Source organism: Pantoea sp. Taur, assembly GCF_009830025.1.
GTDB classification, from domain to species: domain Bacteria; phylum Pseudomonadota; class Gammaproteobacteria; order Enterobacterales; family Enterobacteriaceae; genus Pantoea; species Pantoea communis.
Genome location: NZ_SZZZ01000009.1, coordinates 136815 through 154683 on the forward strand (window position 1 = coordinate 136815; position 17869 = coordinate 154683).

General features: G+C 52.2%; 17 protein-coding genes. 9 read left to right on the forward strand and 8 right to left on the reverse strand.

Annotated elements, in window-relative coordinates; translation table 11 throughout:
• Positions 1-62 precede the first annotated feature (62 nt).
• Positions 63-392 carry a DUF1493 family protein gene (locus FD744_RS14195; protein ID WP_160868531.1) on the forward strand — a complete coding sequence of 110 codons (330 nt, stop codon included), beginning with the start codon at positions 63-65 and terminating at the stop codon, positions 390-392.
• Between the two features lie 40 nt (positions 393-432).
• On the opposite strand, the gene FD744_RS14200 is transcribed toward FD744_RS14195, so the two are convergent.
• Positions 433-930 carry a DUF4411 family protein gene (locus tag FD744_RS14200; protein ID WP_160868532.1) on the reverse strand — a complete coding sequence of 166 codons (498 nt, stop codon included), beginning with the start codon at positions 928-930 and terminating at the stop codon, positions 433-435.
• On the reverse strand, positions 927-2072 hold the full coding sequence (locus FD744_RS14205) for an ImmA/IrrE family metallo-endopeptidase (protein ID WP_160833957.1): 1146 nt from the start codon (positions 2070-2072) through the stop codon (positions 927-929). Before FD744_RS14205 ends, FD744_RS14200 begins: the two co-directional genes overlap by 4 nt.
• 387 nt (positions 2073-2459) lie before the next feature.
• Between FD744_RS14205 and FD744_RS14210 the strand changes: the two genes are divergently transcribed.
• Positions 2460-3509, forward strand: a complete 1050-nt coding sequence (locus FD744_RS14210; RefSeq protein ID WP_160868533.1) for a DUF1176 domain-containing protein — start codon at positions 2460-2462, stop codon at positions 3507-3509.
• A gap of 139 nt (positions 3510-3648) precedes the next feature.
• Here the strand turns inward: FD744_RS14210 and FD744_RS14215 are convergent, their stop codons facing one another.
• Positions 3649-4326: a YecA family protein gene (locus tag FD744_RS14215; protein WP_160868534.1), complete on the reverse strand. Its 678-nt coding sequence runs from the start codon at positions 4324-4326 to the stop codon at positions 3649-3651.
• 208 nt (positions 4327-4534) lie between these two features.
• Between FD744_RS14215 and FD744_RS14220 the strand changes: the two genes are divergently transcribed.
• The 4 genes from FD744_RS14220 to FD744_RS14235 all read left to right on the forward strand — a co-directional run bounded on the left by FD744_RS14220 (position 4535) and on the right by FD744_RS14235 (position 8333).
• Positions 4535-5551 (forward strand): isopenicillin N synthase family oxygenase, encoded by a 1017-nt coding sequence (locus tag FD744_RS14220; protein ID WP_160868535.1) that lies wholly within the window; start codon positions 4535-4537, stop codon positions 5549-5551.
• 18 nt (positions 5552-5569) lie between these two features.
• Positions 5570-6352, forward strand: coding sequence for a MetQ/NlpA family ABC transporter substrate-binding protein (locus FD744_RS14225; RefSeq protein ID WP_058959406.1), 783 nt, complete (start codon positions 5570-5572; stop codon positions 6350-6352).
• Between the two features lie 147 nt (positions 6353-6499).
• Complete coding sequence (locus tag FD744_RS14230) at positions 6500-7678, forward strand: serine hydrolase (RefSeq protein WP_202403519.1); 1179 nt, start codon at positions 6500-6502, stop codon at positions 7676-7678.
• Between the two features lie 160 nt (positions 7679-7838).
• Complete coding sequence (locus tag FD744_RS14235; RefSeq protein ID WP_034826295.1) at positions 7839-8333, forward strand: RcnB family protein; 495 nt, start codon at positions 7839-7841, stop codon at positions 8331-8333.
• A gap of 30 nt (positions 8334-8363) precedes the next feature.
• Here the strand turns inward: FD744_RS14235 and FD744_RS14240 are convergent, their stop codons facing one another.
• Positions 8364-9815, reverse strand: coding sequence for a PLP-dependent aminotransferase family protein (locus FD744_RS14240; protein WP_160868536.1), 1452 nt, complete (start codon positions 9813-9815; stop codon positions 8364-8366).
• 106 nt (positions 9816-9921) lie between these two features.
• Between FD744_RS14240 and FD744_RS14245 the strand changes: the two genes are divergently transcribed.
• The gene (locus FD744_RS14245) at positions 9922-10626 is read left to right on the forward strand and encodes a GNAT family N-acetyltransferase (RefSeq protein ID WP_160833963.1); all 705 of its coding nucleotides are present in this window, start codon (positions 9922-9924) and stop codon (positions 10624-10626) included.
• 32 nt (positions 10627-10658) lie between these two features.
• Here FD744_RS14245 and FD744_RS14250 read toward each other — a convergent pair whose 3' ends face one another.
• From FD744_RS14250 to FD744_RS14260, 3 genes are all read right to left on the reverse strand, one after another.
• Positions 10659-11339 carry a hypothetical protein gene (locus FD744_RS14250; protein WP_160868537.1) on the reverse strand — a complete coding sequence of 227 codons (681 nt, stop codon included), beginning with the start codon at positions 11337-11339 and terminating at the stop codon, positions 10659-10661.
• Between the two features lie 199 nt (positions 11340-11538).
• Positions 11539-13830 (reverse strand): phosphatidylglycerol--membrane-oligosaccharide glycerophosphotransferase, encoded by a 2292-nt coding sequence (gene opgB, locus FD744_RS14255; protein WP_160868538.1) that lies wholly within the window; start codon positions 13828-13830, stop codon positions 11539-11541.
• Positions 13831-14042: 212 nt separating this feature from the next.
• Positions 14043-14432 carry a tautomerase family protein gene (locus tag FD744_RS14260; RefSeq protein ID WP_034826287.1) on the reverse strand — a complete coding sequence of 130 codons (390 nt, stop codon included), beginning with the start codon at positions 14430-14432 and terminating at the stop codon, positions 14043-14045.
• Positions 14433-14552: 120 nt separating this feature from the next.
• On the opposite strand from FD744_RS14260, the gene FD744_RS14265 reads away from it, so the two are divergent.
• On the forward strand, positions 14553-15476 hold the full coding sequence (locus FD744_RS14265; protein WP_045832974.1) for a LysR family transcriptional regulator: 924 nt from the start codon (positions 14553-14555) through the stop codon (positions 15474-15476).
• Here FD744_RS14265 and FD744_RS14270 read toward each other — a convergent pair.
• On the reverse strand, positions 15450-16463 hold the full coding sequence (locus FD744_RS14270) for a glycosyltransferase family 32 protein (RefSeq protein WP_034826283.1): 1014 nt from the start codon (positions 16461-16463) through the stop codon (positions 15450-15452). The two genes, FD744_RS14265 and FD744_RS14270, sit on opposite strands and share 27 nt — an antisense overlap.
• Positions 16464-16879: 416 nt before the next feature.
• On the opposite strand from FD744_RS14270, the gene FD744_RS14275 reads away from it, so the two are divergent.
• Positions 16880-17830 (forward strand): YncE family protein, encoded by a 951-nt coding sequence (locus tag FD744_RS14275; RefSeq protein WP_160868539.1) that lies wholly within the window; start codon positions 16880-16882, stop codon positions 17828-17830.
• The last annotated feature ends 39 nt before the right edge of the window (positions 17831-17869 follow it).

The window sequence follows — 17869 nt, forward strand, 5'->3', positions numbered from 1 at the left end:
TACGCTACCAGGCGGATGAGATTGCATGGCAGAATAGCCGCTCGTTAAACAGGAGGTGGATCATGACCGACGAAATCGACCAGCGTATCTACGAATTAGTGCGTCGCTACGACGGCGTCTATCTGTTTAAACAAAAAACGCTGACGCCACAGATCGATATCGATACCGATCTTAACTTCGAGCGCGAAGAAGCGCAGGCATTAATGGACGAGTTCTTCAGCGAATTCGAGGTGGATCGCGGCGGATTTATGATTGATACCTACTATCCGGACGAACCGTCACTGGCGCAGATCCTGAATCCCTTCAATAAGCGAGAAGTCCCGGTGGTGCCGGACTTTACCCTGGGTATGCTGATTGAATCCGCCAAAGCAGGGCGTTGGCTGTATGAGTAATACCAACGCCGCGCGATCACTTCACGTGCAGTTGCGGTTATTAATCGTGCCGTTCCAGCACGAAACGCGCGTTGAGCTTTCTTAAAAACTCAAATGTGGTCATGCAAGGAACACCAAATTGGCGGCAGATATTGGGCACTTTCACTTTGCGTGCGTTTGCAGGCAGAGGAAGTTCATGCGTGATAACGGTAGCCCCGATGCTTTTACTTTTTGCGATAATCCATGGGTCAGCTTTTGCCAGAAATAAATCGCGTGACCCTGGATTGAAATCGGCTTTCATTACACCTTCCACTATTTGCTGAAAAATCAGCTGGGTATCATGATCATCATTAGCAATGAAATGTGCAGGCCTCGCTTTTACCCAGTCTGATAGCTCATCATTTCCGTCTCGTAATTCGCGGGCGATCATGTCTACGCTGCCGACAATGTTGAATGCAAACTGTTTATCCAGCCATTCCCAATAGCCGGGGCAAATATCCATTCCGTAATAAAAGTTTTTCGCCATGATATAAGTATTTGCATCCAGCAAATATTTCAAAGCCCCATCTCCTCTGCAAATTTTGATAGCCTGGAAGGCTGCATACCATCCAGCAAATCGCTGGCTTCACGTAATAACATTTGACCACTCAGTGCCTGGCTTAAGACAGCACGAGAAAAAGAGGGGCTTATTTGTGCCTTCTTCGTTCTGAAATAACTGGGACCGCCGCTATCATTTTTACTGCGCTGTTGATGGGCAAGTTTCTGCTCTTGGATAAATTGCTGATAATCCTCATGGGAAATCAACTGAAGTGTCAAAGCTCTGCGGGCGATGACCCAACAACTGACATGAAAATGCCCTTCCAGCGGGGCAAGATTTTCGCGCCAGTTTTCCTTATAGGTATTCCATAAAGAGAGGAATTCACTCGCCGGAACCAGGAATTCGGCAGCAACGGCATTGCACAGGATTTCTTCCTGTCTGTGAGTTGATGTGCCTCCATCAGAAACACCGGATTGTCCAATCCAGATATGACCAAGCTCATGAATTAACGTAAATAGTCGAGCGCCGGGTGTATCTGCATGATTTATGAAAATAATGGGAGCAAAATCATCCGCAATGGCGAATCCTCTAAACTCATCCACGTTGAAAGGACGCGTATGATGATTGAGATAAGGCGCTCGCATTACCAGAATACCGAGATCTTCGATACGCTTTATCAATTCATTGTAATAGCTCTCCCAGGTACCGCGTGTTGGGTGCGCCGGTAGATTAAGCTTGTGGCGCATATCCTCAACTATCGCGTTAGCTGAACTGCCGACGGTAAAACGCCCACTAATATTGGGTGCCGCAATTAACTGTTGCTGTAAGTACTCTCTGTACCATTCCTGGCGCATCAGCATAACTTTCAGCAGGTCGATCAATTCAGCACTTGGGCGCAGTGGCCCTTTGCTGCCAATTGTGCGCAAGTCTGGGATGGGCAGTTGTTCTTCGGGAGGATGGGGCAGGAAAAGGTAGCCAAAGGGAACATGTACTTTGCCAGCAAACGCCATTGCCTGATTGAATGTTAAGGGTTGCTGGCCACTTTCCCATTCCTGTAGACGTTCCAGGCTGATGCCGCACTTTTGTGCCAATTTATCCAGGGTAAAACCTGCCCGTTCGCGGGACCAACTGAGCATGGCAGGATTAATATTGGCAATTGTCATAAGGCATCGGGCGTTCAATGAATGTGATGAGAGTATGTGCGCAAGCTTTGAGTCGTTCAATACCTGACCAAATAACGCGTTCCACTCAAGCCAATGTGGCTCATTACGTGAAACGTTAACGCCGATGTTTCCATCAACCCAGCGGTCATGCCACTTCAGACTCCTTTTCTGCTCTAATATCAGCGCGCCAGTTGCCGTTCACTTATTAAAAAAATCTATTCAAAAAAGAGGAAATAGTGAGTTTTATTTTCTTGCGGGGCATCCGATTCACTGGTGTGGCGTCATTATCACGCAGGATCATGGAAAATCTATCAGCGCAAAAAATTCACTTCTCCCGCGCACTAAAAATCATCACACTAGCCACCTTTACCGTTATGGAGTGATGGCATGAAAACCCGATTGCTGCTGGCGTTCGCGCTGCTCACCAGTTTGAGCGTGCCATTGCTGGCAGATGAAGATGGCGTCTCCTTCAGCCATAAAGACTGGGAACTCGCCTGCGACAATACCTTAACCTGCCGCGCTGCGGGTTACAGCGCTGAAGAGGGCGCGGGTGGTTCAGTCCTGCTCACACGTGAGGGCGGGCCCAATGCACCGACCCATGGACGCGTGGTGCTGGCCGATACTGGCGATGATGACTCCAGGCAAGTGGATGCACTGGCGCTGTGGATTGATGATCACGCGCAGGGCGAGGTCACCAAAGCCGAGAACGATGAGTGGACGCTGACCGATGCGCAAACGCTGGCGCTGATTAATGCCATCAAAGGCAGTAGCAAAGTGGAGTTTCGCGGCGGCGAAGAGCCGTTCGAGCTTTCCAGCAATGGTGCCTTTGCCACGCTGCTGAAGATGGACGATGCACAGGGTCGTCTGAGTACGCCTGGCGCGCTGGTGCGCAAGGGCAATAAGCCTGAAAACAGTGTTCCAGCGGCGGTCGCAATGCCGGTGATTCAGCAGGTCAAAGTTGAGAAAGCCGCGCCTCGTCCGTTGAGTGCGGATGAACTGGCGTTGCTCAAGCCGAAGCTGATTGCTTCGCTGACCGATGACGACAGCTGCGATAATCTGGACCCTACGGATGATCAACCTGAAGAGGGCGCTGAGCCGCTCACGTTAACGCCAGTGGATGATACGCATGTGCTGATTGCCGCGCTGTGCTGGCGCGGTGCCTATAACGAAGGCTATGGCTATTGGCTAATGGATCGTGCGTTGCAGGGTAAACCTCAACTGATCACCGATTCCGGTTCAGATTACAGCGAAGGCATGATTTCCGAGGCACAGAAAGGGCGCGGCATTGGCGACTGCTGGAGTACAGCGGCCTGGGTATGGGATGGCAAGGATTTCGTGCAGAGCAGTGATGCTACCACCGGCATGTGTCGTGCGATTCGCGCTGGCGGTGCATGGCAATTGCCGACCCTGGTCACTGCGGTGAAGCCCGCCTCTTAATGCGTTGGGAGATTTTGCGAAAAGCCAGCACGTGGGCCTCATGGCCGTACACGACTTAAGTTGGGTTCAGTGAAGTTGCAGCATAGAAAGTAGATTGAGGAGAGGGCGCGACCTGGCGCCCTCTTACGGTGATGTGGCGTTATTTACCGCAACACTGTTTGTACTTTTTGCCGCTGCCGCACGGGCAGGGATCGTTACGACCGGTTTTCTCGCCCGCGAAGTGTGGCAATTGGGGTTCCGGATCGGGCTGTGCCATGCGCTGTTCCTGCCAGTATTCATGCAACTCCAGCGCCGCCGGGCGAATAGCGTCAATGCTGGCCTCAAACTCCTCTGGCGAGAACGCTTCACGCTTTGCCAATTCAGCTTCACTGCCGTGCAGCGTGATGGCGGCCATTGCCGGGTGCAGGCTCTCTGGCAGTTGATCCCAATCTTGATCTAACGCTACGCCGCGCAGATAGCCATAACACCAGTCTTCCACTACAGTGAACTCCTGACCTTCCATCTCCTGCATGCCAAACAAGGGATCAAACTGATCCGGAAAATCAGCCAGACGCTCAGCAATGTCGTTGAAGTGCTGGAAAATCAGCGCCATAAAGCGATCCATTTCACGCTCGTTGGCCCATTTGGGAATGTGTTTCTTGTCGCCCCACAGCGCCACCAGCCACTCACTCGGTTCGATATCGTTCGGGCCAGAGAGCAATGCTGTCAGCATGCCGTCCAGCTCGGAGGTATCCACCACCGACTGTTCATTGCCGTATTTCTCCAGCATATCTTCCAGCCAGTTCAGTTCTTTCTCGGTTAACGGGCCTTGGTTCATACGGCATCTCCTGTGCGGTGCGGGTAGGCAAAATTTTGACGGCGCGATTATAGCGGTAAGCGGCACGGATTTACCGCTTTTTGCATATAGATTGCTGAAGCTTTCCTAAAAATCATTCGCCATAACATATTGCGCAACAGTATTGGCTGGAATGGAACGCCAGTGGCAGCGTAAACGCAGAACTTTACTGCGTTAAGGACCAAATTGTATGGCAGAAACATTGCCGGTGCTGGATTTGGCACTGCTGGAACTCCCGGATGCTGATCAGTCGCCTTATCTCGCCGAACTGCGCACCACGGCGCGCGATGTCGGTTTTTTCTACCTGATCAATCATGGCATCAATCCACAGTTGCTGCAGAACGTGCAAAGCATCACGCAGGCATTTTTTGCCCTGCCGGATGAGGAGAAGCAGCGCGTTTCGATGATCCACTCACCGCATTTCCGCGGCTACAACCGGGCTGGCGTGGAATATACCCGCGAGCAACGCGACCAGCGCGAGCAGTTTGATATTGGCGCGGAACGTGTGGCGTTAGCGTTACAAGCGGGCGATCCCGCATGGAAGCGACTGCAGGGTCCAAATTTATGGCCAGAGGCGCTGCCGCAACTCAGGCCGGTAATCCACGCCTGGCAGCAGGCGATGACCGGTATTGCACTGCGCCTGCTGCGTGCGTTTGCCAAGTCGTTGTCGCTGCCGCCAGATGCATTTGATGCACTGTATGGCACGCATCCCAACGAACATGTGAAACTGATTCGTTATCCCGGCCAGGCCAGCGATGCCAGCCAGCAGGGCGTCGGCGCGCACAAAGATTCAGGCTTCCTGACGTTTCTGCTACAGGATGAACAGCCCGGCTTACAGGTCGAAGTGACGCCGGGTCACTGGGTGGATGCCCTGCCTAAACCGGGCGCCTTTGTGGTGAACATCGGCGAATTGCTGGAGATTGCGACCAATGGTTATCTGCGTGCCACGGTTCACCGTGTGGTATCACCACCTGCACGCAAAGAGCGTGTTTCCGTCGCCTTTTTCCTCGGTGCACAGCTGGATGCCGAAGTGCCGATTTATCAATTACCGCCGCAGCTGGCGGCAGAAGCGCACGGGCCGACCAGCGATCCCACCAATCCCTTGCTGCGTGAAGTGGGCTTGAACTATCTCAAAGGGCGTTTGCGATCGCATCGCGACGTGGCAGCGCGTTACTACGCCGACGCCCAGAACACTGTTCAATCATAATAAAAGTAAGGAAAGCACATGACTAAAAAGGTGATAGCAACCCTGGCTCTGCTCTCAGTATTCAGCACTTATGCTTCGGCAGCTGCCTTACGTGTGGCGGCCGATCCGGTGCCGCACAGCGAAATCCTCAACCACATCAAACAAACCGATAAAAAGCTCGATCTGAAGGTGATTGAGCTCAACGGCAATCTCAACGCCAATGAACTGTTAGCGCGCGGCGATGTGGATGCAAACTACTTCCAGCATGTGCCTTATTTGCGCGATCAGGAAAAAGCGTTGGGGGAGAAATTTGCAGTGGTGGCGACGGTGCATATTGAGCCGTTGGGCATTTACTCGCATAAAGTTAAATCCCTGAAAGATCTGCCTGATGGCGCGCAGGTTGCCGTGCCCAATAATGTCACGAACCTCAGCCGTGCGCTGTATCTGCTGCAGGATAGCGGTCTGATTAAGCTCAAGGGCAGCAATGCCAGTTCGCTGGTGACAACGGCGGATATCAGTGACAATCCGCATCACCTCAAGATCATTGAAATCGAAGCGCCACAGCTGCCGCGTGCACTGGATGATGCGCAACTGGCGATCATTAACGGTAACTACGCGTTGCAGGCGGGGTTAGTGCCATCGAAAGATGCGCTGGCGCTGGAGCAGGCAAAAGATAATCCGTATGCGAACGTGCTGGTGACGACGCCAAAACTGGCCCACGATCCGCGTATTCTCGAATTAGCCAAAGATCTGGAGTCAAAGCAAACTGCTGAATTTATCAACCAGCACTATCAAGGTTCGGTGATTCCGGTCAACCCATAATCCCCCCTCGCCACCTGTTTCTGGCAGGTGGCGATTCTCATCTTCTGTGTTATATTTCGCCACAAACACCCATCGCACGTTTTGCTAAAAATAAAAAATATCTTATAAATCAATTGCTATGAAAACTTTCACCAGGAATAATCGGTGATGCGCTGCATCATTCCGCGATCGCTGCTGTTGTGCTTCAGTTTGCTATTGAGCGCCTGTGGCACGCTGTCACAAACTTCTGCGCCGGTCGGCGATAAAGTCTATCTCTCCCATGCGACCTTCAATGAAAACGTCGATGACATCGTGCGGCACTACATGCAGCAGAAGCAGGTGTCGGGCATCAGCATTGCGATTATCCATCAGCGCCAGCCTGCGCAGTTTTATAGTTTTGGCGTAACTGATGCGGTACAGCGTTATCCGATCACACCCGATACGTTGTTTGCGCTTGGATCGCTCAGCAAAGGCATAACGGCGGAGGTGATCATTGAGCTGGTAGATCGCGGCGAGCTGCGCTGGAACGATACGCTTGCTACGCTGCTGCCGCCGGAAGTGCCGCTCAGTGAAGATGCAAAACGCATTACGCTGCTGCAACTGGTCACGCACACCTCTGGCCTGCCGCGTCAGGATATGGATTTGCCGATGTTTATGAAATTCATGGCGTATCTGCGCAGCGGTGAGAATTTTTACGGCAACCTCGATAGCGATGCAGTGCTGAGCTATCTGGCTGATTTTGACGCACCAGCAAAACCCGCGGCGCAGTATTCCAATCTGGGATATGCGCTGCTCGGCTATATTCTGAAGCATCGTCTGCATCAGGGCATCGAAAGCCTGGCGCAACACAATCTGTTCCAACCCCTGGGCATGACCAGCAGCAGCTTCAAACCACAAAGCCTGCGTGGCTATCCGATGCGTGCGCTGGGCCATGCGGGCGACCAGCCAAAGCTGATTCCGCGTGGTGAGTTGACGCCGGATTGGGTATTCAGCAATAACATGGTGGCCGCCGCCAGTTTGTATAGCAACGCACGTGATTTAATCCGCTATCTGGATGCGCATCTGCACAATGACGCCAGCGCACCCATCAACGCCGCTTTTGCGCAGGTCAATCACGGTTACGAGCAACATGGCAATCAGTCGCAGAATATTGCCTGGGTAACAGACACCTATGGTGATCAGAAAATCACTTACCAGGTGGGTTACATTGGCGGTTACTCCAGCTTTATCGGATTTGATAAGCAAAATGGCAATGCGATTGTGGTACTGCAAAATGCCTTTAACTGGAGCAACTATCTGGGCATTGCTCTGTTGATGGACCTGGCACAGAAGAATCAGGCAGAGTAACGAACATGGTTGCTTGCAATTTTACTGCGCCAAAAGTCGCTTTTGCTGAGGTATGCTGTGCAGCGAAATTTGACGCGCAAAACGCGCCGGGGGAACCTTGTGCGTGCTGCACTTGTCAGTAAATTGGACAGTTAATAATTAACCAGAGTGGAAATCACCAATGCGCAGGACACACGTCACCCTTCTTTCTGCAGGAATTTTTCTGGGCGCTTTGAGCCTGACTCCAGCCGCACTGGCTGAAGGCGAGCAAACGGATAACGTACCACCGCCACCTCAGGTGCAGCAGACCGCACCCGACGCACAAACTCAGGCTCCGGCAGTGGATGCCCCGGCCAGCAATGAACCAGCCGAATCCAGCGGTGATGTGGCACCTATTCGCCCATCGCAGAACGGGATGCAAGATGCCCCTGCCGGGCAAAATAATTACGATCTGAATACCATCATTATCGACTACAAAGAGTACAAAGTCGGTGATGTGGTACCCGATGAGTATCGTAAAAAGCAGTACACCATTGTGGAGTGGCAGCCACGCCACCTGCCAGCACCGCAGCCTGGTACACACTGGGCTTATATCAATGCCAACTACATCCTGATCACCGACGACAGCGGCAAGATTGTGATGGGTAAATCAGGCGATATCTTCTTCAAAGGTTAATCCTTTGTCGCGGCGGCTATCAGGCCGCCGCTACTTCACGTCCAGGCATTGCGCGATGCGCGCGACGCCGGCAATGATTTGACTGGTACTGCTGTTGCCATACCCGAGCACCAACCCTTGTTGCTTTTCCTCTCCCAGATAAAACCCCGACAGTGCACCGGGCGCATAGCCGCTGGCCATCAGCCTCTCCACCACTTCTACATCTTGTTGTGTATCAGCCAGGCGCAATACCAGATGCATGCCGCACTCGCCGCCCAGCAACGACGTCTGCGTCCCCAGGGTTAGCAACAGTGCTTCGCGCAAGCTGGTTTGACGCTGCCGATAGAGGCGACGCATTTTGCTCAGATGACGGCTGTAGTCCCCGCTGTGAATAAACTGGGCCAGCGCTTGCTGTTCGGGGCGATTTCCCCCGCGCAGTAGCTCATGCAAGGCCGGACGTAACAGGGCCAATAGCTGGGGCGGCAGCACCATAAATCCAATGCGAAGTGCCGGAAACAGCGTTTTACTGAACGATCCCACATAAATCACCGATGATGGCTGCATCATGCCTTGCATCGCAGCGATCGGTTCGCCGCTGTAACGGAAATCACTGTCGTAGTCGTCTTCTATAATCCATGACTGATGTTGGCGCGCTGTGGCGAGAAGAGCCATACGACGAGGCGCGCTCATCACCACGCCTGTAGGATATTGATGAGTTGGGGTGTTGTAGATCAGCCGCGGCGGGCGCTGTTGCCAGTCACGGGTTTGCGGAGCCAGGCCTTGTGCATCCACCTGAATAGGCTCAACGCGCATATCCCCAAGGCGCATGGCGGCTTTTGCTCCGCGATAGCCCGGCTCTTCCACCCAACCTATGTCGCCGCGCTGGCTTAGAAGAGACACGCACAACGTCAGCGCCTGCTGCGCGCCTTCGGTAATGACGATTTGCTCCGGTGTGCAGCGGACGCCGCGCGCCAGTGCCAGATGTTGGGCCAGTGCGGCACGCAGAGCAGGCTCGCCGAGCGGATCACCGTAGCCGAGGAGCTGCTGTGGCTGATGCTGCATCACGCGATTAAGCGTTCGTCGCCACTGGGCCAGCGGGAAGTGTGCCAGCGCGGGAACACCGGGCCGCAGCGCCATCTCCTGGCTTAGGGGGCGGTGGTTGGAGCGAAGCTGCGCCACTCTTGGCGGTAACAGAAGGTCACTGGCGCTGACGTCGTGATTAGGGGAGGATGGCGGTTGCGCGAAAGGACTGATGCGGCTGCCCTGACGATCGCTAATCAAAAAGCCTTCGGCCTGAAGCTGTGCCCAGACGCCGGTTACGGTATTGCGTGACACCTTAAGGTCGGCAGCCAGTTGACGTGTTGAGGGCAAAGGCGTTCCTGCGGAGAGTGCGCCTGTCAGAATGGCTTGTTTAATGCGTTGTAACAGCTGCTGCTGTAGCGTAAGTGCGCCCTCGGGAAGTAACGGTGCCAGTAGCAGGCTGTGCAATTCACTCTCATTCATTATGATTCTTCGTGGATCCATAAATTTCACTGAATGTGGTGCTTTTTAACATGCCAGCGAACTGGCACGCTGTGCAACAGGTATTCTCTGACAAAGGAATTGAGCGATGACGCAACACACTAACCAGTACGGACAACCGGTAGGCGCACCTTTGCCAGAGTGGCAATCGCGCAGTTGGCCCGCTTATGAGACCTTTACCGGCCACTACTGCCGACTGGAACCACTCAGTGCTGAACGCCATGGGCGCGAACTCTATGCTGCCTATGCGCAGGCCAGCGACGGGCGTGACTGGACCTATATGTTTGCTGAGCCTTTCACCGATGAGGATGCTTATCTGGCCTATGCCAGCAAGATCGAGCAGGGTCGCGATCCGATGCATTTCGCGGTGATTGACCTGCAGACTCAGCGTGCCGTCGGAACGTTGGCGCTGATGCGCATCGATACCACGCACGGTTCAATCGAAATCGGGCATGTGGCTTTTTCGCCGCTGCTCAAGCAAACCCGTATGGCAACGGAAGCGCACTATTTGTTGATGCGCTACGCACTGGAGCAATTGGGTTATCGTCGCTACGAATGGAAGTGCGATAGCTGCAACCAGCCCTCACGCCAGGCAGCATTGCGGTTAGGTTTCCAATTTGAAGGCACTTTTCGTCAGGCAATCGTGTACAAAGGCCGCAGCCGTGACACCTGCTGGTTCTCCATTATTGATGGAGAGTGGCCGCAGTTGAAACAGGCCTTTGAGCGCTGGCTGGCAGCAGACAATTTCAATGAGGATGGAACGCAGCGCGCAAAGTTGCAGGCGCAGCGTTAATAGCATGTTGACAGCCGGGCGGGATACCCGGCTCAGTTGCTTAACAGATATTTGGTGGTAAACGCGATCATTGTGGTGGCGATAGTGAACATTATGCGTCTCATCCAGACATTGTCTTGTTTTAGCTCGGTAAAACCAATTTGCATGCGTTGATCTAATTCGTTAAATTTAGCATCGTGCTGGCTGAGTTTTTCATCGATTTTCTCAAACCGCTGGTCGATCTTTTCAAACTTTTCATCTATTTTTTCAAATTTTGCATCGATCTTTTCAAATCTTTCATCGATCTTTTCAAATTTCATATCGATTTTGTCGAATCTTTCATCGATCTTTTCAAATCTTTCATCGATCTTTTCAAATTTCATATCGATTTTGTCAAATCTTTCATCGATCTTTTCAAATTTCACATCGATTTTGTCGAATCTTTCATCGATCTTTTCAAATTTCACATCGATTTTGTCAAACCTTGCATCGATTTTGTCAAATCGCTGATTGACCTCCGTTTCGAACTTGTCAACACGCCCTTCAAGAGAATCAATGCGCTGATTAGTCGCTCTTTGTTCTCGTACTAAGATTTCCGTTGCTTGCGACAAGTCGAATTTGGTTAAGGCATTTTCTTGCTGCATGTCAGCAAAAATATCCACCATGACTTCGGCCTGCTTGTCCGCAACGCCCGCGTCCTGCAAGGCTTTATAGGCTTTATGAGTGTTAAGCATTGTCAATATCATCCTTATTTCCTCTGGTGTCGTTCCATGAAGAAGCAAGCGTATCCAGAGGGTGATAGTTTCTCAATGTGACAATATGGATTTTGCGCGCTACCTCGGAAAAAATCAATGCTTACAATGAGTAACGTGAATGGCTAATAAAAAGGCCTGCGCACAGGCAGGCCTTGGTTTGTGAAAGAAATAGTTCGCGTTACGGATGTGGAATAATTTTTATCTCCACCATACCAATGCCCAATTTGCGCGGATCCTGCCCGGTAATATTGCCGACGTTAGAGAGTTGCGGCTCCGGTGGCGCAATAATCAGGTTGTGACTTCCGTTGGGATTGCTGAAGTGCAGTGTGGTGGTTGAGAAATCATCGCCCAGATTCAGCATCTGCTCTTCATTGCCTACGCGGACTGGAATCAGTCGATGCGCATTGGGTCCAAAAGCGCGCGCGGTGATCTGCACATCAAAGCGAGACGGTAAAGGTTCGACATATTCGATGTTCACTTCAGGTGCCAGATTCGCATTTGACCAACGTCCCCAGCTTTCGGGCCGTGAAATCCCGGTGAAACCTTTCACGCCAGTGGGGGCGCCAGGCACGGTCAGCAGGAAGCTGTCGGCGTTATAGCGAATCGCATTATCTTCCACACGAATCTGCTGCTCATTGAGTTGATAAGTCGCGGCACTCACCTCGACTTTCGGGAATTGCGCTTTGCCCTTCCACTGCGGTTTATCGATGCGCGTTACCGACGGTTTTGCGCCCATCTGGCCCATGGCGACACAGAGATCGGTAGAGAGGGCCAAATCAGGCTGCCATAAGCGGCCCATCTTGAAGCAGCGATCGACCCAGACGAATTTATCCGAGGCGGTAAAGTCCGCGAGCTGGTAGCGCAGTGGAGCAGAATATTCGCCTTCTGGCAGTGGCTCGACGCGATCCTGCCCGACGCGGAACAGAATCGGCAATTTGAAGGTTGATCCCGAGAAGCTGAAGGTGTTTTTGGGCTGATCTATGGTGAAGACATCCATCTTACTGGGGAATTTCCACAGCTGAATGATATCGGCTTTCCATGCCGTCACCTTCTGCGCCATGTCTTCAAACTGAGCCGATAAAGATGTTGAAGAGAGGCCGCTGCGGCCGAGTCCAATTGCCTTATCACCACCCAGAATATCCAGCACCGTGGCACCGTTATCCAGGGTGCTGCGTTTGCCATCCAGCACTTCCGCCTGTGGCTCGTCACCACGAATCACCATAAACAGATCGCGGCGCGGCTGCTTAATCAGATACTGATGCGCAGTGTTATTCATGGCCAGATGATCCGAACTGACCACGATGATGGTGTTTTTAAACCAGGGCGACGCTTTGATACGCGCAATCAAACGCGCGACATGCTCTTGTGAGCATGCCACAGCGCTGAAGGATTGATTGGGTTTTCCATCGTAGCTGTAACTTTTACGCTGACAGCTGCGCGAGATAAAGCCGTCAGGATGATGGGTGTCCACCGTCAGGGTAAATAAGGCAAACCGCTTTTGCTGACGTGAAAGTTCTTCATACTTCTCAAACACTTCGTCCATCACCGTGTCATCGTAAAAACCCCAGTTGTTGCGGTAGCCAGGATCGGCAACCCGGCTCTTTAACTCTTCTGAACCATACATATGTGCGGGCGAAAAGCCGTGTGACAGCAGGAAGGTGTCCTTGCCCGCAAAGCGTAAATCCGCGCCCTGAATAAACCAGTTTTCATAACCGGAGTTCTTCAGGATATCGCCGAGGCAAATATTCTGTGGGTAGAAGCTGGAAAGCGAGGCCGAGGCGTTTCCATCAAAAGGCGCAAACAGGGGAATACCGCATTGCGAAGCCACCATCCCCGCGATGGTGTAATCGGTGCCTGGCAACTGTTCGGTTTCACTGAAATCGATGCTCTGGTCTTTTTCGCGACTCAGTTCCGGCGCGAGTCCGGGGAAAGCATCTTGATCAAAATAGGTGCGTTCAAGGCTCTCCCCGTAGATGTACACCAGGTTAAGTTTGGGTTCGGGAATGGTTTTATTGGGCGTCTTATAATAGTTATCGAAATCAGAGTCGGCCAGACGTGAGTGCGAGGCAATAAGATCTTTCACCTGACGAAAAGCAGGTGTGGTTTGCACCGAACCTGCAGCGCAGGCGATAGCCAGTAAACTCCAGCCTAAATGATGCGGCCGTCTACGGCGGCGTAGCAGCCAGGAAAGCAGGCAAAACAGCAAAAACAGACCAATGATTAATCCAATGGCGGGCACCACATATTTACTGACGCCGGCACCTGTCAGGCTGTTGGTCAGGGTATACAGCACCGCATCGGTGATGCCATCGCCGGTAAAATAGTTGCTGGCAAACAGCGTGGCATTGAGCACGATAAACAGCGTGAGCAGCACTAAGATCAGGATAAACCAGAATTTATTTCGCCCGGCTTTACAGGAGTAAACGGCGATTGCCGCTAAAAAGAGTACAACCGAAACCAACTCGGACAAGGTTTGATCCTCACATAAATTAGTGACGCCATCCCTGCGCCCTCGGCCCTCTTTGGGGGTTATGCGTCAATTTATATGGGCTGTCACAGTGCTGCAACATAACCACACAGAATTGTGCGGCGGGTTCCGATCCGTTTAAGGCAGGTTTAGATTGACTATGGTTTGACCTGGCAGCAACGCACGCGTCGCTGCCAGCGAGGGGCGAGGAGGGATTAGAGCTTGCCAGTCAGATACTGCGCTTCGCCGTCGGCAAAGCTCCAGTCGCCTTTGCTGTTAGTGATAAAACTGATCATCAGATCGTTGCCCTGCACGCCACAATTTTCCTGCAACTCGCGCGCTAGCTCTGCCATGAAGAGCGTTTTCTGTTCTTCGCTTCTTGGGCTGGTGTACACGCGCACCATCACCAGGTTATCGGTCCGCTCGAAACCCAGCCCGGTATCCTGAAACACCATTTGATAGCGTTTATTCTCATGAACAATCTGATAGCGATCCCGCGCGGGTACTTTGAACGCGGTTAATACCGCGCGGTGCGCGGCGTCCAGCAAGGTACGAATTTCTGATTCAGAACGGCCCTGAATCACATCAAAAGTCAGTAACGGCATAAATAAACCCTCGTTTTTGCTCACAAGATAAGAGTAGGATGTGGCTTTATGCTGCCGCTTGCTGCAGGAAAGAAAAAGCGCGCTGGTTGAAATGATTATTTATTATTTTGAACAATCCATATGAAAGAAATCAAAACTGATGCGCTCTGGGTGCATTTGCACTGGCTAACGGTGCTGGCTGAACTGGGCAGTTTTACTCGTGCAGCTGAACGATTAGATGTCAGCAAAGCGGCCATGAGCCAAAAGATTAAAGAGTTGGAAGAGATGGCGGGGGTGTCACTGGTGCAGCGCACCACGCGCAGCGTGCGTCTGACCTCGGCGGGCGAGAAGCTGGTGGATGAGTTGCGCGATCCTTTCGCGCGCATCGCCCAAAGCTTTTTCAGCGTGCGTGATGAGGCCGGGCCAGTTCGCGGCCTGGTGCGTGTCAGCGCGCCGGTGGCGTTTGCACGTCAGCAGCTGGTGCCGATTATCGGTGATTTTTTGCGAGAGTATCCGCAGGTGCGGCTGCAGTTGGATGTTACCGATCGCTTAGTGTCGTTAGGCAGTGAAGGATTTGATCTCGCCATCCGCCACAGCCAGACATTGCCCGAAACCCATGTGGCGTTGCCGCTGTGTGAGACGCGCGCGCTGTTAGTGGCCTCGCCGGCTTATCTGGCGCAAAACGGTGTGCCTCAGGTGCCAGAATCGTTGCAGCAACATAACTGCCTCTACTACCCGCGTGGTCTGGAATCGCCACAATGGCGTTTCCGCCCGGTGAGTGGCGGCAGTGAATCCGTGCAAGTGAAAATTCAGGGTAATTTTGCCACCAATAACAGCGAATCAATCCGCGATGCCGCGTTGCAAGGGCTGGGCATTGCCATGCTGCCCGATTTCAGCGCCGCGGCGGCGCTGGCAGCAGGCACGTTGCAACAGGTTCTGCCGCAGTGGCAAACCGTGGATGCTTTTGCCGATCGGCTGTGGGTGGTGCGCCCGTATGCGGCACAGGTGCCACGGGCGGTGACCACCTTTATCCACTGGCTACGCGCGCGCTTTGTTGATGGGTGAAGCCAACGCCATCGCCGCATGCGGCTGCATCATCTCACCCAGCAGGCTACTGCGGTTGTAATTGCCTAAACGCAGGTTGAAGTCGAGGTGCATCTGTTCGTTACCGCTGAGCTTAATCACCGGTGGTGGCGTCATAGGACGCTGGTTGAACAGGATGGCATGTGCAAACGCCTCGCTTTTCCAGCCGCTCAAACGCTGATAATAGTAAGCGTTGGCTTCACATTTGCGCAGATAGAGATTCACCCGACGATATTCCCGCATCGCCGCCTGTTGTGCCAATGAACCCAACTGCTGCTGCGGTTGATCAATTTTCTGGGTCAGGAGTGAAAAGTCATCGCGCTTGTTGAGCTCGTTGAAATAATTCTGCTCACCCAGATGTTTGATGGGGGCGTATTGCTTCTGCCATTCACGAATAAACGGGTTATTCGGAGCCGCCGCCAGAAACCAGTTTTCAATCACTGGCGCCAGATAATTGACGGTGGAGTTTTCACGATAATAACCAATCACATCCATGCAGCGCTCTTGATGAGCACGATGTACCCATGAGAGATCTTCAAATAACAGCGTGCTGCAATCAATGGCAATACCGCCGTAGCGCAACAGCAGTTCCAGACGAATGACTTCGCTTTTTTGCTGTTCGCTTAATAATGTTGAGGTGAAAATAAAATCAGGTAAAACTTCTTTTACCGTTAATCGATTGAGCAAATAGATATCGTGATCAGGATTATCTTTGCGCAGCTTTTGAATATTTAACATCATGGATTTCGGTAAATATTCATTATCCCAATACATCCACACTTTTTTCGGTATTTCTGGCAGCGACTTTTCGCCAGAAAACAACACGATATTGTCCTCTTCGCTAGGATCGTACTCCGGCGCGCAGAGCGCAGTATGCTGTTTTTTCTGCAGTAATGTCTGGCTGGTAAAAGCGATTCTTTTCCAGTTCTGCCAGAGCGCGAGCGCTGGCTGGAGACGTTTTTTATTCATGGTGCACCTGATTATTGTGATTATGGTGGCAAGGATTCCCTGATGCTGGCAGCTTATGCGCTCTTATGTTTCCTCACGGCTGTGTGTAAAAAGTACTCACATCAGCTTAATAAAGCATTCTGGCCTTAGAGGCTATGACTTTTTTTTTCTTTCAGATAAAACGGAAAATGAAGGATCCGTTAAGGGTAAAATTTCCCGGAAATAATTGAATGGCCGACTGATTTTATAATTAATCATCATTAGGACTATTCCTAATAAAATAACTTGGTCTTGGTGCTGGCTGCGGCTTAGATAAAAAATTCCCGCATTCAAATGGTTTAAAGCGGCTACATTTTTCGCTGGCCTGGCAGGGATTTTCCCCTTCCTGATGCAGGTTAACTACGCTTAGACGAGGTGGTTAACACAAAGGAGGCACTATGCAGCCACACAACCGTGGATTACTGGCGGTCGATAAGCAGGGGAATCGGGTTCTGTTTCTCGATCCCGACACCTTTGCCGTGCAACAGGAGCTGAATGCGTTTCCGCCGCGTCCGCATGAGCTACTGATGTTGCCTGAGCAAGAGAAAGCCTATGTGCCGATCTATGGTGATGGCATTCATGGAGACAATCCCCACCCCGGTCACAAAGTGGCGGTGATCGATCTACGCAAACGCCAGATCAGCGGTTTTATCGACTTATCTCCGTTGCAGTCGCCCCACAGTGGCCAATTGGGCCGCGATGGAAAAGTCTACCTCTGCTGTGAAAACAGTGCGGCCGTGGCAGTCATCGATCCCGTTACCGATAGGGTGGAGAAAATGATAAAGCTGCCATCGCACAATGCGCATCGTCTGACGCTCTCACCCAGCGGGCGTAAATTGTTCACAGAGAACGAAGAAGACGCCAGCATCACGGTGGTGGATTTGTGCGAGGCAGAAGGGCGCATCATTGACAACATTCTTCTGCCGGGGCCGATCTCCGGTATCGCGGCCTCGCCGAAGCATCCTTATCTGGTCGCTAGCGCGGCCGACGCGCCGTTACTGTATGTGGTCGATCGCCAAAGCCATCGTATTCGCCAGCGCATTAAACTCACGGCCCATCAACAGCCCTGCCAGGTGGTACGTTTTAGCGCCAACGGTGAGCGATTGGTAGCAATTGGCGATCAGGAGCCGCTCATCACACTGTTTGATGATTTACTCAATCCGTTGGGGGATGTTCCGGTCGGCAACAAACCGATGGATGGCTGTTTTAGTGCTGATAATCGAACGCTGCTGATTGCCAATGAAGGCGATGGAACATTGAGTGTGATTGATTTGCTGCAAATGAAAGTGGTAGCGACCCCGAACGCCGGAAAAGGCTGTGAGGTGCTGAGTTACTTCCAGTTGAACTGACGGCGGGGCATCTCCTTGTGGCAACGTTCGTCAGGCACC

Bases quoted from the DNA above. Each gene is read 5' to 3' on its own strand.
- FD744_RS14195 (WP_160868531.1), top strand. From the start codon at position 63: ATGACCGACGAAATCGACCAGCGTATCTACGAATTAGTGCGTCGCTAC.
- FD744_RS14205 (WP_160833957.1), bottom strand. From the start codon at position 2,072: ATGACAATTGCCAATATTAATCCTGCCATGCTCAGTTGGTCCCGCGAA.
- FD744_RS14270 (WP_034826283.1), bottom strand. From the start codon at position 16,463: ATGAATAAAAAACGTCTCCAGCCAGCGCTCGCGCTCTGGCAGAACTGG.
- FD744_RS14230 (WP_202403519.1), top strand. From the start codon at position 6,500: ATGCGCTGCATCATTCCGCGATCGCTGCTGTTGTGCTTCAGTTTGCTA.
- FD744_RS14245 (WP_160833963.1), top strand. From the start codon at position 9,922: ATGACGCAACACACTAACCAGTACGGACAACCGGTAGGCGCACCTTTG.
- FD744_RS14220 (WP_160868535.1), top strand. From the start codon at position 4,535: ATGGCAGAAACATTGCCGGTGCTGGATTTGGCACTGCTGGAACTCCCG.
- FD744_RS14275 (WP_160868539.1), top strand. From the start codon at position 16,880: ATGCAGCCACACAACCGTGGATTACTGGCGGTCGATAAGCAGGGGAAT.
- FD744_RS14265 (WP_045832974.1), top strand. From the start codon at position 14,553: ATGAAAGAAATCAAAACTGATGCGCTCTGGGTGCATTTGCACTGGCTA.
- FD744_RS14235 (WP_034826295.1), top strand. From the start codon at position 7,839: ATGCGCAGGACACACGTCACCCTTCTTTCTGCAGGAATTTTTCTGGGC.
- FD744_RS14260 (WP_034826287.1), bottom strand. From the start codon at position 14,432: ATGCCGTTACTGACTTTTGATGTGATTCAGGGCCGTTCTGAATCAGAA.
- FD744_RS14250 (WP_160868537.1), bottom strand. From the start codon at position 11,339: ATGCTTAACACTCATAAAGCCTATAAAGCCTTGCAGGACGCGGGCGTT.
- FD744_RS14225 (WP_058959406.1), top strand. From the start codon at position 5,570: ATGACTAAAAAGGTGATAGCAACCCTGGCTCTGCTCTCAGTATTCAGC.
- FD744_RS14210 (WP_160868533.1), top strand. From the start codon at position 2,460: ATGAAAACCCGATTGCTGCTGGCGTTCGCGCTGCTCACCAGTTTGAGC.
- FD744_RS14215 (WP_160868534.1), bottom strand. From the start codon at position 4,326: ATGAACCAAGGCCCGTTAACCGAGAAAGAACTGAACTGGCTGGAAGAT.
- FD744_RS14240 (WP_160868536.1), bottom strand. From the start codon at position 9,815: ATGAATGAGAGTGAATTGCACAGCCTGCTACTGGCACCGTTACTTCCC.